At 62.7% G+C, this 13,814-nt stretch carries 15 protein-coding genes, 1 tRNA gene and 1 pseudogene; 8 read left to right on the forward strand and 9 right to left on the reverse strand.

Going from position 1 to position 13,814, the window contains the following annotated elements:
* Positions 1-33: 33 nt before the first annotated feature.
* Together aat and K675_RS0111420 are read right to left on the reverse strand one after the other, a co-directional pair.
* A complete protein-coding gene (aat, locus tag K675_RS0111415; RefSeq protein ID WP_017903654.1) occupies positions 34-720 on the reverse strand; it encodes a leucyl/phenylalanyl-tRNA--protein transferase in 687 nt (228 codons plus the stop codon).
* Positions 721-870: 150 nt separating this feature from the next.
* Positions 871-1,257, reverse strand: a pseudogene (locus K675_RS0111420) (thioredoxin-disulfide reductase); the annotation flags it as partial.
* Between the two features lie 38 nt (positions 1,258-1,295).
* Between K675_RS0111420 and K675_RS32985 the strand changes: the two are divergent.
* The 7 genes from K675_RS32985 to cysG are packed head-to-tail and all read left to right on the forward strand — an operon-like array spanning position 1,296 to position 9,056.
* Positions 1,296-1,583 carry a hypothetical protein gene (locus tag K675_RS32985; RefSeq protein WP_157383929.1) on the forward strand — a complete coding sequence of 96 codons (288 nt, stop codon included), beginning with the start codon at positions 1,296-1,298 and terminating at the stop codon, positions 1,581-1,583.
* The gene (locus K675_RS0111425) at positions 1,555-3,966 is read left to right on the forward strand and encodes a DNA translocase FtsK (protein WP_026145110.1); all 2,412 of its coding nucleotides are present in this window, start codon (positions 1,555-1,557) and stop codon (positions 3,964-3,966) included. The genes K675_RS32985 and K675_RS0111425 overlap by 29 nt, the downstream gene beginning before the upstream one ends.
* Positions 3,967-4,024: 58 nt before the next feature.
* Complete coding sequence (gene lolA, locus K675_RS0111430; RefSeq protein ID WP_017903657.1) at positions 4,025-4,648, forward strand: outer membrane lipoprotein chaperone LolA; 624 nt, start codon at positions 4,025-4,027, stop codon at positions 4,646-4,648.
* A gap of 19 nt (positions 4,649-4,667) precedes the next feature.
* Complete coding sequence (locus tag K675_RS0111435; RefSeq protein WP_017903658.1) at positions 4,668-5,993, forward strand: replication-associated recombination protein A; 1,326 nt, start codon at positions 4,668-4,670, stop codon at positions 5,991-5,993.
* Positions 5,990-6,364, forward strand: coding sequence for a fluoride efflux transporter CrcB (crcB, locus tag K675_RS0111440; protein WP_017903659.1), 375 nt, complete (start codon positions 5,990-5,992; stop codon positions 6,362-6,364). Before K675_RS0111435 ends, crcB begins: the two co-directional genes overlap by 4 nt.
* Positions 6,365-6,380: 16 nt before the next feature.
* Positions 6,381-7,661 carry a serine--tRNA ligase gene (serS, locus tag K675_RS0111445; RefSeq protein ID WP_017903660.1) on the forward strand — a complete coding sequence of 427 codons (1,281 nt, stop codon included), beginning with the start codon at positions 6,381-6,383 and terminating at the stop codon, positions 7,659-7,661.
* Positions 7,662-9,056, forward strand: coding sequence for a siroheme synthase CysG (gene cysG, locus K675_RS0111450; protein ID WP_017903661.1), 1,395 nt, complete (start codon positions 7,662-7,664; stop codon positions 9,054-9,056).
* A gap of 139 nt (positions 9,057-9,195) precedes the next feature.
* Here the strand turns inward: cysG and K675_RS0111455 are convergent, their stop codons facing one another.
* The 7 genes from K675_RS0111455 to K675_RS0111485 form a co-directional block, all read right to left on the reverse strand.
* Positions 9,196-10,194, reverse strand: a complete 999-nt coding sequence (locus K675_RS0111455; RefSeq protein ID WP_017903662.1) for a glutathione S-transferase family protein — start codon at positions 10,192-10,194, stop codon at positions 9,196-9,198.
* A gap of 91 nt (positions 10,195-10,285) precedes the next feature.
* Positions 10,286-11,287 carry a glycosyl transferase family protein gene (locus tag K675_RS0111460; RefSeq protein WP_017903663.1) on the reverse strand — a complete coding sequence of 334 codons (1,002 nt, stop codon included), beginning with the start codon at positions 11,285-11,287 and terminating at the stop codon, positions 10,286-10,288.
* Entirely contained in the window at positions 11,284-11,619 is a 336-nt protein-coding gene (locus tag K675_RS0111465) for a TusE/DsrC/DsvC family sulfur relay protein (RefSeq protein ID WP_017903664.1), read from the reverse strand. Before K675_RS0111465 ends, K675_RS0111460 begins: the two co-directional genes overlap by 4 nt.
* Positions 11,616-11,915, reverse strand: a complete 300-nt coding sequence (gene tusB / locus K675_RS0111470; protein ID WP_017903665.1) for a sulfurtransferase complex subunit TusB — start codon at positions 11,913-11,915, stop codon at positions 11,616-11,618. The genes K675_RS0111465 and tusB overlap by 4 nt, the downstream gene beginning before the upstream one ends.
* Positions 11,915-12,277 (reverse strand): sulfurtransferase complex subunit TusC, encoded by a 363-nt coding sequence (gene tusC, locus K675_RS0111475; protein ID WP_017903666.1) that lies wholly within the window; start codon positions 12,275-12,277, stop codon positions 11,915-11,917. The genes tusB and tusC overlap by 1 nt, the downstream gene beginning before the upstream one ends.
* 1 nt (position 12,278) lies before the next feature.
* Positions 12,279-12,671 (reverse strand): sulfurtransferase complex subunit TusD, encoded by a 393-nt coding sequence (gene tusD, locus K675_RS0111480; protein WP_017903667.1) that lies wholly within the window; start codon positions 12,669-12,671, stop codon positions 12,279-12,281.
* Between the two features lie 110 nt (positions 12,672-12,781).
* Entirely contained in the window at positions 12,782-13,453 is a 672-nt protein-coding gene (locus K675_RS0111485) for a Bax inhibitor-1/YccA family protein (protein WP_017903668.1), read from the reverse strand.
* A 124-nt stretch (positions 13,454-13,577) separates the two neighbouring features.
* Here K675_RS0111485 and K675_RS0111490 point away from each other — a divergent pair.
* Positions 13,578-13,665: transfer RNA gene (locus K675_RS0111490), tRNA-Ser, on the forward strand.
* The last annotated feature ends 149 nt before the right edge of the window (positions 13,666-13,814 follow it).

Consider the following 13,814-nt stretch of genomic DNA (forward strand, 5'->3'; position numbering starts at 1 on the left):
TTGATTGTCGTGTGATTTTCCGGCTTTCCGGGTCTACGACGGTGCCTGCCACGATGCACCGTTGGGTTGGTCCAGGTGCTCCTGCAGGTACCGGGCGAATTCGCTGCGTGGAATCGCCCGGGCACCGAAGCTGTGCAGGTGGTGGGTGGGCATCTGACAGTCGATCAGGACGAAACCCGCCTCCTTGAGGTGGCTGACCAGGGTGGCGAAGCCGACTTTGGAAGCATTGTCGGCACGGCTGAACATGGATTCGCCGAAAAACAGCTGGCCCATCGCCAGGCCATAGAGGCCGCCGATCAACTCGTCCTGGTCCCAGACCTCCACCGAATGGGCAAACCCGCGTTCGTGCAGTTGCAGGTAGGCGTTCTGCATCGCCTCGGTGATCCAGGTGCCATCGGCATAGTCCCGTGGTGCCGCGCAGGCGCTGATTACAGCGGCGAAGTCACGATCGAAGGTGACCTGGTAGCGCTGCTGGCGCAACAGCTTGGCCAGGCTGCGGGAAATGTGCAGTTCGCCGGGAAACAGCACGGTGCGTGGGTCGGGCGACCACCAGAGGATCGGTTGGCCTTCGGAAAACCACGGGAAACAGCCATGGCGGTAGGCCTGGACCAGGCGTTCGGCGGACAGGTCGCCACCGGCGGCCAGCAGGCCGTTGGGTTCGCGCATGGCCTTGGCCAGCGGTGGGAAGTTCAGGTTGTCGCGTTGTAACCAGGTCAGCATGGCGATTCTTGGTTTGAAGGGGAAGGGGCGGGCAGTGCGATCCCTGTGGGAGCCGGCTCCCACGGGATTGCGTTGCGTCGGGTATTGTCAGTTGTCGTCCAGACACTGCTCGGCATCCAGTACCGCCATGCAGTCTGCGCCTGCTGAAGCAATGGCCTGGCGATACACGTGATCGGCCCCATCGCCGGCGGCGAACACCTGGTTGCGATAGAGAAAGCCATCGCAGGTGGCGCGGGCCGAGACACCCTTGAGAATCAATGGCCGCTGTTGCAACTCTGCCGCATGAATATGGTCGTAGACGATCTGGGTGTCGAAGCGTTCGGCGTGTTTCTGCATGCGTTTCATCAGGACCGGCCCGGTCAGGCCCTCGACATCGCCTGGCCAATTGTCGACTTCTGTGGTGGTCAACCGACCGCCGGCTTGCAGGCGGGTGATGAGGACAGGCTTGAGGTTGGCACGGGCGGCGTACACGGCGTCGCTGTAACCGGCGGCTCCGGAGCCCGGGATGATCAGGCGCGAATGCTTGGCTTCATTCATGAAAACACCTCATAAGCCTTTGTCACAAAAGAGAATGCATGCTCAAATTGAACGGCATGAACAGCGCTGTTGGCTATGCTACACCCAGGAGGCAACGGCGTGGCATCGGGCGCGCAAACCCGTACAATGTCCATCATGTAACGATGATAGTTTCCGGGTTGGCGAATACCCATAATGAAGGGCTGATAATTAAAACAGCCGCGGTTTCGCCGGATAACTGTTCACCTGCCCCGACTGGGCAGTATTTTGTCGTCAATCAACAGCTGGGCGCGCCTCGGGCGCAGGAAAAGACGCGTTTTGAAGAAATCCACCGCAACACCGCCTAAAGCAGTGGTGCCACTTTGGCGCCAGCAACTGCATTATCGCCTCAAGGAAGGTGCGCTGATTGCCATCGGCGCCTTGTGCCTGTTCCTGATGATGGCCTTGCTGACTTATGGCAAGGATGATCCGGGCTGGAGTCATAACAGCAAGATCGACGATGTGCAGAACTTCGGCGGACCGGCCGGTTCCTACAGCGCCGATATCCTGTTCATGGTGCTGGGTTACTTCGCCTATGTATTTCCGTTGTTGCTGGCGATCAAGACTTACCAGATCTTTCGTCAGCGCCATGAGCCTTGGCAATGGAGTGGCTGGCTGTTCTCCTGGCGCCTGATCGGTCTGGTGTTCCTGGTGCTGTCGGGCGCGGCCCTGGCGCATATCCATTTCCATTCGCCGACCGGTCTGCCAGCGGGCGCCGGCGGCGCGCTGGGCGAGAGCCTCGGCGACCTGGCGCGCAACGCCCTGAACATCCAGGGCAGCACCCTGTTGTTCATCGCGCTGTTCCTGTTCGGCCTGACAGTATTTACCGACCTGTCCTGGTTCAAGGTGATGGATGTCACCGGCAAGATCACCCTGGACCTGTTCGAACTGGTCCAGGGCGCGCTGAACCGTTGGTGGGCGGCCCGTACCGAACGCAAGCAACTGGTGGCGCAACTGCGCGAGGTGGACGACCGCGTCCATGAAGTGGTAGCCCCGGCCGTTCCCGACAAGCGTGAGCAGGCCAAGGTCAAGGAGCGCCTGATTGAGCGGGAGCAGGCCCTGAGCAAGCATATGTCCGAGCGCGAGAAGCAGATCCCCCCGGTGATCATGCCAGCGCCGGCCAAGCCGCCGCAGCCGAGCAAGCGGGTGGAGAAGGAAAAGCAGGCGCCGTTGTTCGTCGACAGCGCGGTCGAAGGTACCTTGCCGCCGATCTCCATTCTCGACGAGGCCGCGAAAAAGCAGCTCAACCATTCCCCCGAATCCCTGGCGGCGGTCGGCCACCTGCTGGAAATCAAGCTCAAGGAGTTCGGTGTCGAGGTGTCGGTGGACTCGATCCATCCTGGCCCGGTCATCACACGTTACGAAATCCAGCCGGCAGCCGGCGTGAAGGTCAGCCGCATCGCCAACCTGGCGAAGGACCTGGCGCGTTCGCTGGCGGTGACCAGCGTGCGGGTGGTGGAAGTCATCCCCGGCAAGACCACCGTGGGTATCGAGATTCCCAACGAAGACCGGCAGATCGTGCGTTTCCGCGAAGTGCTGTCGACTCCGGAATACGACGACGCCAAGTCGCCGGTCACCCTGGCCCTGGGCCACGACATCGGCGGCAAGCCGGTGATCACTGACCTGGCGAAGATGCCGCACCTGCTGGTGGCCGGTACCACCGGTTCCGGCAAGTCGGTGGGGGTCAACGCGATGATCCTGTCGATCCTGTTCAAGTCCGGTCCGGAAGACGCCAAGCTGATCATGATCGACCCGAAGATGCTCGAACTGTCGATCTACGAAGGCATTCCGCACCTGCTGTGCCCGGTGGTCACCGACATGAAGGATGCCGCCAACGCCCTGCGCTGGAGCGTCGCCGAGATGGAGCGGCGCTACAAGCTGATGGCGAAGATGGGCGTGCGCAACCTGTCGGGCTTCAACGCCAAGATCAAGGAAGCCCAGGAGCGCGGCGAGCCGATCCCGGACCCGCTTTACAACCGCGAAAGCATCCACGACGAAGCGCCGCTGCTGACCAAGCTGCCGACCATCGTGGTGGTGGTCGACGAATTCGCCGACATGATGATGATCGTCGGCAAGAAGGTCGAGGAACTGATCGCCCGTATCGCCCAGAAGGCGCGGGCGGCCGGTATCCATCTGATCCTGGCGACCCAGCGTCCTTCGGTGGACGTGATCACCGGCCTGATCAAGGCCAACATCCCGACCCGGATGGCGTTCCAGGTGTCGAGCAAGATCGACTCGCGGACCATCATCGACCAGGGTGGCGCCGAACAGTTGCTGGGGCATGGCGATATGCTCTACATGCCGCCGGGCACCAGCCTGCCGATCCGCGTCCACGGCGCCTTCGTCTCCGACGATGAAGTGCACCGGGTGGTCGAGGCGTGGAAGTTGCGCGGTGCACCGGAGTACAACGACGACATCCTCAATGGCGTCGAAGAGGCTGGCAGCGGCTTTGACGGCGGTGGCGGCGGTGGTGGCGAAGAGGATGCCGAGACCGACGCCCTGTATGACGAAGCGGTACAGTTCGTCCTGGAAAGCCGCCGGGCCTCGATTTCCGCGGTGCAGCGCAAGCTGAAGATCGGTTACAACCGGGCCGCCCGGATGATCGAGGCCATGGAGATGGCCGGTGTGGTGACGGCCATGAACACCAACGGTTCGCGCGAAGTGATCGCGCCCGGGCCGATGCGCGACTGATTCCGTGCCGCATGCGATCATGCGGCATATCCTTCAAACGAATTCCATGAGGACTCCCATGCGTGTTATTCGCATGCTGTTGTTGCCGGTTCTGGCCTTGACCACCCTGTCGGCCCATGCCGACCAGAAGGACGTGGCTCGTCTGACGCAGTTGCTGGAAAAATCCCAGACCCTGACCGCACGCTTCTCGCAACTGACCCTGGACGGCAGCGGCACCCAGTTGCAGGAAACCGCCGGTGAGATGTCCCTCAAGCGACCGGGCCTGTTCTACTGGCACACCGACGCGCCGCAGGAGCAGACCATGATCTCCGATGGCCAGAAGGTCACCCTGTGGGACCCGGACCTGGAGCAGGTGACCATCAAGAAGCTCGACCTGCGCCTGACCCAGACTCCGGCACTGCTGCTGTCCGGTGATGTGTCGAAGATCAGCGAAAGCTTCGATATCACCGCCAAGGAAGCCGGTGGCGTGATCGACTTCGTGCTCAAGCCGAAAACCAAGGACACCCTGTTCGACAGCCTGCGTCTGTCATTCCGCAACGGTCTGGTCAACGACATGCAACTGATCGACAGCGTCGGTCAGCGCACCAACCTGCTGTTCACCGGGGTCAAGGCCAACGAACCGATCGATGCGGCCCGCTTCAAGTTCGACATCCCCAAGGGTGCTGACGTCATCCAGGAATAAGAGGTTTCAAACGCAGCCCATGGATCTGTTCAGCCGTGCCCCGATCGCCCAGCCGCTGGCTGCCCGTCTGCGGGCGACCAACCTGGATGAGTACGTTGGCCAGGAGCACCTGCTGGCTCGGGGCAAGCCGCTGCGCGAAGCCCTGGAGCAGGGCGCGCTACACTCGATGATCTTCTGGGGGCCGCCCGGGGTCGGCAAGACCACCCTGGCGCGGCTGCTGGCGGAGGTTTCGGACGCACACTTCGAAACCGTCTCGGCGGTGCTGGCCGGGGTCAAGGAGATTCGCCAGGCGGTGGAAGTCGCCAAGCAGCAGGCCGGGCAATATGGCCGGCGCACCATCCTGTTCGTCGACGAGGTTCATCGGTTCAACAAGTCCCAGCAGGATGCCTTCCTGCCTTATGTCGAGGACGGCACGCTGATCTTCATCGGCGCGACCACCGAGAACCCTTCCTTCGAATTGAACAACGCGCTGCTGTCGCGGGCGCGGGTCTATGTGCTCAAGAGTCTCGACGAGGCCGCCTTGCGCAAGCTGGTGCAGCGGGCGCTGAACGAAGAACGTGGCCTGGGCAAGCGCCAGCTGAGCCTGGGCGACGAGGGCTTCCAGATGCTGCTGGCGGCGGCTGATGGTGACGGCCGGCGCCTGCTCAACCTGTTGGAGAACGCTTCGGACCTGGCCGAGGACGGCGGCGAAATCGGCGTCGACCTGTTGCAGAGCCTGCTCGGTGATACCCGTCGGCGCTTCGACAAGGGCGGTGAAGCCTTCTACGACCAGATTTCCGCGCTGCACAAGTCGATTCGCGGCTCGAACCCCGATGCCGCGCTGTACTGGTTCGCACGCATGCTCGACGGTGGCTGCGACCCGCTGTACCTGGCGCGGCGGGTGGTGCGCATGGCCAGCGAGGACATCGGCAACGCCGACCCACGAGCCCTGAGCCTCTGCCTGGCGGCGTGGGACGTGCAGGAGCGCCTCGGCAGCCCCGAGGGCGAGCTGGCGGTGGCCCAGGCCATCACCTACCTGGCCTGCGCGCCGAAGAGCAATGCGGTGTACATGGGCTTCAAGGCCGCGATGATCAGCGCCGCCGAACATGGCTCGCTGGAAGTCCCGCTGCACCTGCGCAACGCCCCGACCAGGCTGATGAAGCAGTTGGGTTATGGCGAGGAATACCGCTATGCCCACGACGAGCCCGACGCCTACGCCGCCGGCGAGGACTATTTCCCCGAGGAACTGGAGCCGCAGGCGTTCTATCAGCCGGTCCCGCGCGGGCTGGAGCTGAAGATCGGCGAGAAGCTCAACCACCTCGCCGCGCTGGATCGGCAGAGTCCGAGACAACGGAGAAAACCGTGATCCGCACCGTGCTTGCCGTGTCCCTCGCCGGTGTCATCGGCACCCTGGTACGCTTTGCCGCAGGCAACCTGATCAACGCCAATTGGCCGAAACACTTCTATACCGCGACATTGGCCGTTAATATCGTGGGCTGCCTGGTGATTGGCGTGCTCTACGGCCTGTTTTTGCTGCGTCCCGAGGTCCCGGTGGAAATCCGCGCCGGTTTGATCGTGGGCTTCGTTGGCGGCCTGACCACCTTTTCATCCTTTTCACTGGATACGATTCGCCTGCTGGAAAGCGGGCAGGGGCTTGTGGCCCTGGGCTATGCGGCCCTGAGCGTATTCGGCGGGCTGCTCGCAACCTGGGCTGGCCTGTCCTTGACCAAACTCTGAATAACGAGAAACCGACATGCTCGATTCCAAACTGTTACGTAGCAACCTCCAGGACGTAGCGGATCGTCTGGCCTCCCGTGGCTTCAGCCTCGATGTTGCCCGCATCGAAGAGCTGGAAAGCCAGCGCAAGGTGGTGCAGACCCGCACCGAACAATTGCAGGCCGAGCGCAATGCGGTTTCCAAGAGTATCGGCCAGGCCAAGCAACGCGGTGAAGACATCGCGCCGCTGATGGCCAGCGTCGAAAACATGGGCACCGAGCTGACTGAAGGCAAGGCCGCACTGGACGCCATCCAGTCCGAGCTGGACCAGATCCTGCTGGGTATCCCCAACCTGCCCCACGAATCGGTACCGGTCGGGGCCGATGAGGACGGTAACGTCGAAGTGCGCCGCTGGGGCACGCCGACCACCTTCGACTTCCCGATCCAGGACCACGTTGCCCTGGGCGAGAAGTTCGGCTGGCTGGACTTCGAAACCGCCGCCAAGCTGTCCGGCGCGCGTTTCGCCCTGCTGCGTGGCCCGATTGCCCGCCTGCACCGCGCCCTGGCGCAGTTCATGATCAACCTGCACACCAGCGAGCACGGCTACGAAGAGACCTACACGCCTTACCTGGTACAGGCTGCGGCCCTGATGGGCACCAGCCAGCTGCCGAAATTCGAGGAAGACCTGTTCAAGATCAAGCGCGACGGCGAGGCCGACCTGTACCTGATCCCGACCGCCGAAGTGTCGCTGACCAACATCGTCGCCGGCGAGATCCTCGATCCGAAGCAACTGCCGTTGAAGTTCGTCGCCCACACCCCGTGCTTCCGCAGCGAGGCCGGTGCTTCGGGGCGTGACACACGCGGCATGATCCGCCAGCACCAGTTCGACAAGGTCGAGATGGTCCAGGTGGTCGAGCCGTCGAAGTCGATGGAAGCGCTGGAAGGTCTGACCGCCAACGCCGAGAAGGTCCTGCAACTGCTGCAACTGCCGTACCGCGTGCTGGCCCTGTGCACCGGCGACATGGGCTTCAGCGCCGTGAAGACCTACGACCTGGAAGTCTGGGTGCCGAGCCAGGACAAGTACCGCGAAATTTCCTCGTGCTCCAACTGTGGCGATTTCCAGGCCCGCCGCATGCAGGCGCGTTTCCGTAACGCGGAAACCGGCAAGCCGGAACTGGTCCACACTCTGAACGGCTCCGGCCTGGCGGTGGGCCGGACCCTGGTGGCGGTGCTGGAGAACTACCAGCAGGCCGATGGTTCGATCCGCGTGCCGGATGTGCTCAAGCCCTACATGGGCGGCATCGAGGTGATCGGCTAAATGGAATTTCTGCCGCTGTTTCACAACCTGCGTGGCCGTCGTGTCCTGGTGGTCGGCGGCGGCGAGATTGCCTTGCGCAAGTCCCGCCTGCTGGCCGACGCCGGTGCGGTGCTGCGCGTGGTTGCGCCCGAGATTGAAAGCCAGTTGCGCGAGTTGATCGACGGCAGCGGCGGCGAAATGCTGTTGCGCGGTTATGTCGAGTCCGATCTGGACGGCTGCGTGCTGATCATCGCCGCCACCGACGACGAAGCGCTCAATGCCCAGGTCTCGGCCGATGCCCATCAGCGTGCCGTGCCGGTCAACGTGGTGGATGCGCCGGCCTTGTGCAGCGTGATCTTTCCGGCCATCGTCGACCGCTCGCCGCTGGTGATCGCGGTGTCCAGTGGCGGTGATGCCCCGGTGCTGGCGCGGTTGATCCGGGCCAGGATGGAAACCTGGATTCCGTCGACCTATGGTCAGTTGGCCGGCTTGGCGGCGCGTTTCCGCCATCAGGTCAAGGCGCTGTTCCCGGGCGTGCAGCAACGTCGTGCCTTCTGGGAAGAGGTGTTCCAGGGGCCGATCGCCGATCGGCAACTGGCCGGGCAGGGCGCCGAGGCCGAGCGCCTGCTGGTGGAAAAGATCAACGGTACGCCGCCCAGTGCCTCGGGCGAGGTGTACCTGGTGGGCGCGGGGCCGGGTGATCCCGACCTGCTGACCTTTCGCGCCTTGCGCCTGATGCAACAGGCGGACGTAGTCCTCTACGACCGTCTGGTGGCGCCGGCGATTCTCGAACTGTGCCGTCGCGATGCCGACCGTATCTACGTTGGCAAGCGCCGCGCCGAGCATGCCGTGCCCCAGGAACAGATCAACCAGAAACTGGTGGAACTGGCCAGGCAGGGCAAGCGGGTGGTGCGCCTGAAAGGCGGTGATCCGTTCATTTTCGGCCGGGGTGGCGAAGAGATCGAGGAACTGGCAGCCCAGGGCATTCCGTTCCAGGTGGTGCCGGGCATCACGGCGGCCAGTGGTTGCTCGGCCTATGCCGGGATTCCGCTGACTCACCGTGACTACGCGCAGTCCGTGCGTTTCGTCACCGGTCACCTGAAGGATGGCAGCACCGATCTGCCGTGGGTCGACCTCGTGGCGCCGGCACAGACCGTGGTGTTCTACATGGGCCTGGTCGGTCTGCCGGTGATCTGTGAGCAGTTGATCCAGCACGGTCGTTCGGCGGACACGCCGGCGGCGCTGATCCAGCAGGGCACCACGGCGAACCAGCGGGTCTTTACCGGTACCCTGGCCAACCTGCCGCAACTGGTGGCGGAGCATGAAGTGCATGCGCCAACCCTGGTGATCGTCGGCGAAGTGGTCCAGCTTCGCGAGAAACTGGCCTGGTTCGAAGGCGCCCAGGGTCAAGTCTGATCAGGCCCTTGTGGTGAGCAGGCTTGCCTGCGCTCGGCTGCGAAAGTCGTAAAACCGGCGACCGCATTCCATCTGCCAGAATGCGGTCGCCGGTTTCAAGGCCGTTTCGCGCCCCGACGCGGACAAGCCCGCTCGCCACTCACTCGCCCAGTACCCCGTGTCCCACCAGCCGCTCACGATCATGAGGTAGGGTGAAATCCTGCTCCGGCCCTTTCGGCACTACACCTGTCGGATTGATAGTGCGATGACTGGCGTAGTAGTGCCCCTTGATGTGGGCAAAATCCACCGTTTCGGCCACACCCGGCCACTGGTACATTTCACGCAGCCAATTCGACAGGTTCGGATAGTCGGCAATGCGCCGCAGGTTGCACTTGAAGTGCCCGTGATACACCGCATCGAAGCGAATCATCGTGGTGAACAGCCGCACATCCGCCTCGGTCAGGTACTCCCCGGCCAGGTAGCGATGCCGCGACAGGTGCTGCTCCAGATGGTCCAGTTCGGCGAACAGTGCGTCGAACGCGGTTTCATAAGCCGATTGCGAGGTGGCGAAGCCTGCCCGGTACACGCCGTTGTTTACCGCGGGGTAGATCCGCTCGTTCCACTCGTCGATTGTCGAGCGCAAGGCTTCAGGGTAGAAGTCCAGCGGGTTGCCGGTCAGTCCGTTGAATGCACTGTTGAACATGCGGATGATTTCGGCCGACTCGTTGCTGACGATGCGTTTCAGCTTCTTGTCCCACAGCACGGGTACGGTCACCCGGCCGGTGTAGTCGGCGGTATCGCTGGTGTAGCGCTGGTGCATGAATTCCAGGTCGTCGAGATGATCACCGGTGGAGCCATGGCTCTTGTCGAAGGTCCAGCCGTTTTCCAGCATCAGCCAACTGACCACCGACACGTCGATCAGGCTTTCCAGGCCCTTGAGCTTGCGCATGATCAGCGTGCGGTGGGCCCAGGGGCAGGCCAGGGACACATACAGGTGGTAGCGGCCGGCCTCGGCGACAAAGCCACCTTCGCCGCTGGGGCCAGCTTCGCCATTGGCGGTCACCCAGTTACGGCGCTGCGCCTGTTCGCGCTGGAAGGCGCCGTCTTTGCTGCTTTCATACCACTGGTCGTGCCAGTGGCCTTCGATCAAGAGACCCATTTGAAAAAACTCCTTGGCAGTGATGCGTTGGAGCCCAGTCTAAAGAGAATCGTTCGAGTAACTAGCGCAAAACCTGGGGTGGAATGATCGATTAAATCGATTTTTCGCGCGCGGCCCAGTAAAGCCGGGCCTGCTCGAAGGCCTGCTCGCGAGCCATTCCGAGGCCACGCAATGCCAAGGCCATGGTCGACAGCAGGGCCAGTTGCGGGTAGCTGTCCTCGACCTCGCCACGCCAGATCGCCTTGAGATGTTCAGGCTCAAGCGAGGCCGGCTTCACATGACGCTGCTCGGACAGTGCCGGCCATTGCTCATCCCAGTTCTCGCCGTTGGCTGTGCCATACAGGTGGCTGGCGCTGTCGGGATTGATCTCGATCTCGCCGCCATCGCCCTTGATCACTATGGCCGTATCACCCAGCAGGCGGCTGGCTTCGCGATGCACGGCCTGGTAACCGGGGTGGAAGATGCTCTGCAGGCCGCAGCGCGCGCCCAGCGGGTTGAGGACGCGGGCCAATGAATGGATCGGCGAGCGCAGGCCGAGGGTATTGCGCAGGTCGATCATCCGTTGCAGTCGGGGGGCCCAATCGACCAGGGGCGCAAAGGCGATGTTGCCGGCGGCGAGGGCCTGCTCGACAGCCTGCCAGTTGCGGCACAGCGGGATCTGCAGGAATTCCAGCAACTGCTCGGTATACAGTCGGCCTGCGGTATGTGCGCCGCCGCCGTGCATCAGGATCTTCACGCCGTTCTGCGCCAGGCACTTGGCGGCCAGCAGGTACCAGGGCAGGTGGCGCTTCTTGCCGGCGTAGGTCGGCCAGTCCAGGTCGACCGGCAGGGGCGGGGCATTCAGTCGTTCGCGCAGAGCCTCGGTGAAGCCGGCCAACTCTTCCGGGCTTTCCTCCTTGTGCCGCAGCAGCATCAGGAAGGCGCCGAGCTGGGCCTCTTCGACTTTCCCGTCGAGCAGCATGCCCATGGCTTCACGGGCTTCCTCGCGGCTCAGGCCGCGGGCACCGCGCTTGCCCTTGCCGAGGATGCGCACGAATTGCGCGAAAGGGTGTTCCTCGGGTGTTTCGATGATCAGCGGCGTGTAATGGGTCATAGACAGTTCGTCGGCTTGGGCAGGCCTGCCAGCTTGGCGGCCAGTTTGGCGGGAGTGCCATTGAACAGGCGGTTGAGGTGCAGGCTGTTGCCCTTTTCCACGCCCAGTTTCGAGGCGGTGTACTTGATCAGTGGGCGAGTGGCCGGTGATAGCTCGAATTCCCGATAGAACCCGCGCAGCAGTTCGAGGATTTCCCAGTGCTCGTGGCTCAGCTCGATGCTCTCACGGGCGGCGAGAGCGCTGGCCACTTCGGGCGACCAGTCACCCAGTTCAACCAGATAACCGTCCTTGTCCAGGGCGATGTCCCGCCCGTTCACCGTCAGGGTATTCATAGCCAGGTATTGACCTTGTCATGCCGGACCGACAACTCGACGAACCCTGGGTAGTCCACGCGCGTGGCCCAGCTCGGGCACTCCAGGCCGCGGGCCTGCAGGTCCTCGTCGAGGGCGAACAGGCGCAGTGTGGCAGCGCGCTCTTCCAGGGCTTCCAGTGGCAGGCTGCGCGGTTGCAGGGCGTACACCGCATCGCCGCAGAGCAGCAGCGCGTCGTCGGCACCCAGCAGGCGCAGGCAACTGCCCAGACGGCTGTCGGTGAAAGGGGAGTGGGACAATACGTGCAAGGTCGACATCAGAGCGTGATCACCTGGTCATAACGATTAACGAGCGCGACGATTTCCTCGGTCGCCAGCAGGTTCAGGTCTTCGCTGGCTACCTGGTCGGCGAGAATACCGCGATCGGCCAGGCTATCGCGGCAGGCAAACAGGTCCTCGACGCCGAACAGCGACAGTGCCTTGAGGTTGGCGGTCAGGTCCTTCTGCTGCACGGCCTTGGCCGTTTGCCCCGGCATGAGCTGGAACACTCCGTCATCCATGAACAACAGGCCCACGGGCAGGTCGAAGGCGCCGCCGGCCAGGACGATATCCAGGGCTTCGCGGGCACTCGGTCCGGACCACGGCGCCTGGCGGCTGATAATCAACAGAGACTTGGACATCTCAAGGCCCTCCGAAGCAGATCAGGCGGTCGGCGGTTTGCACCGCGTCGTGCAGTTGGCCGAGGCCGGACAGTTCCCAGCCGGCGCTCAGGTTTACCGCCGGACGGCTGTAGCGCTGGGCTTCCTCGGCATTCAACACGCCCCGGCGCAGCGCGGCGGCAATGCAGACCACGCCGTCGAGCTGTTTGTCGCTGACGAAGCTCGCCCATTCCCGTGGCAGGTCCTGTTCATCCTGTGGGGTGACCACGTTGGCCGAGGCGCTGTGCACACCCTCCTGATAGAAGAACAACCGCACGATCTCGTGCCCGCCGGCGAGCAGCGCCTGGGCGAACAGCAGGGCACGCCGGGAGGAGGGCGCGTGGGGTGGGGAAAACAGCGCAATGGCAAACTTCATGGAAGGCTCTGTCAGCAAATCTGTCGACATGATAAGGCCAGACTCCCCAAGAAGCTAAATCGCGGACAACAAAAAGCCCGCCGAAGCGGGCTTTTGGCTCATGCGGGTGATCAGTCGTCGCGGCTCATGATGCCGAAGATCTGCAACAGGCTGACGAACAGGTTGTAGATCGATACATACAGGCTGATGGTCGCCATGATGTAGTTACGCTCGCCGCCATGGATGATGGCGCTGGTCTGGAACAGGATGCACACCGACGAGAACAGCACGAAGCCGGCGCTGATCGCCAGTTGCAGGCCGCTGATCTGGAAGAAGAGGCTGGCCAGGGTGGCACCGAGCAGGACGAAGAAACCGGCGGTGATGAAGCCGCTGAGGAAGCTCATGTCCTTGCGGGTCACCAGCACGTAGGCCGACAGGCCACCGAACACCAGGGCGGTCATGGCGAAGGCCGAGCTGACGACTTCGGCACCGCCCTGCATGCCCAGGTAGCGGTTGAGGATCGGGCCGAGCAGGAAGCCCATGAAGCCGGTCAGGGCGAAGGTCGATACCAGGCCCCAGACGGAGTCACGCAGCTTGTTGGTGAGGAAGAACAGCCCGTAGAAGCCGATCAGCACCACGAAGACGTTCGGGTAGCGCACGTTCATCTGCTGGGCGATGAAAGCCATCACACCGCTGAAGGCCAGGGTGAGGGCGAGAAGACTGTAAGTGTTGCGCAGGACGCGGCTAACCTCTAGCTGCTCAGCCTGCACGCTGTTGTTAACGGCGTAATCCTGTTCGCGCATGGCGAAACTCTCCTTCGGTTTTGAAATGTTCAGTCGCAAAGATCATAACAGAGGCTCTGTAACAAGCTATCACGAGAGTTTGACAGTGTGTTTCATTCCGGTATCATGGCGCCCGCAATGCATGGGAGGTGTGGCCGAGTGGTTTAAGGCAGCAGTCTTGAAAACTGCCGACTGTAACAGGTCCCAGAGTTCGAATCTCTGCGCCTCCGCCATCTTGCACACTGTCAAAGCCCCGAATCTTCGGGGCTTTTTCGTTTCTGGTTGTCGTTCGCTCTGACGGTCGAAATCAATGAAACGTTCCGAAACTTTTGCAGGCGTTGATCGTGTCCCTAGAAGTGGTGTAACTGAACCAACCGAAGGC

The sequence above is a fragment of the Pseudomonas fuscovaginae SE-1 genome, assembly GCF_000364705.1.
GTDB classification, from domain to species: Bacteria; Pseudomonadota; Gammaproteobacteria; order Pseudomonadales; family Pseudomonadaceae; genus Aquipseudomonas; species Aquipseudomonas fuscovaginae_A.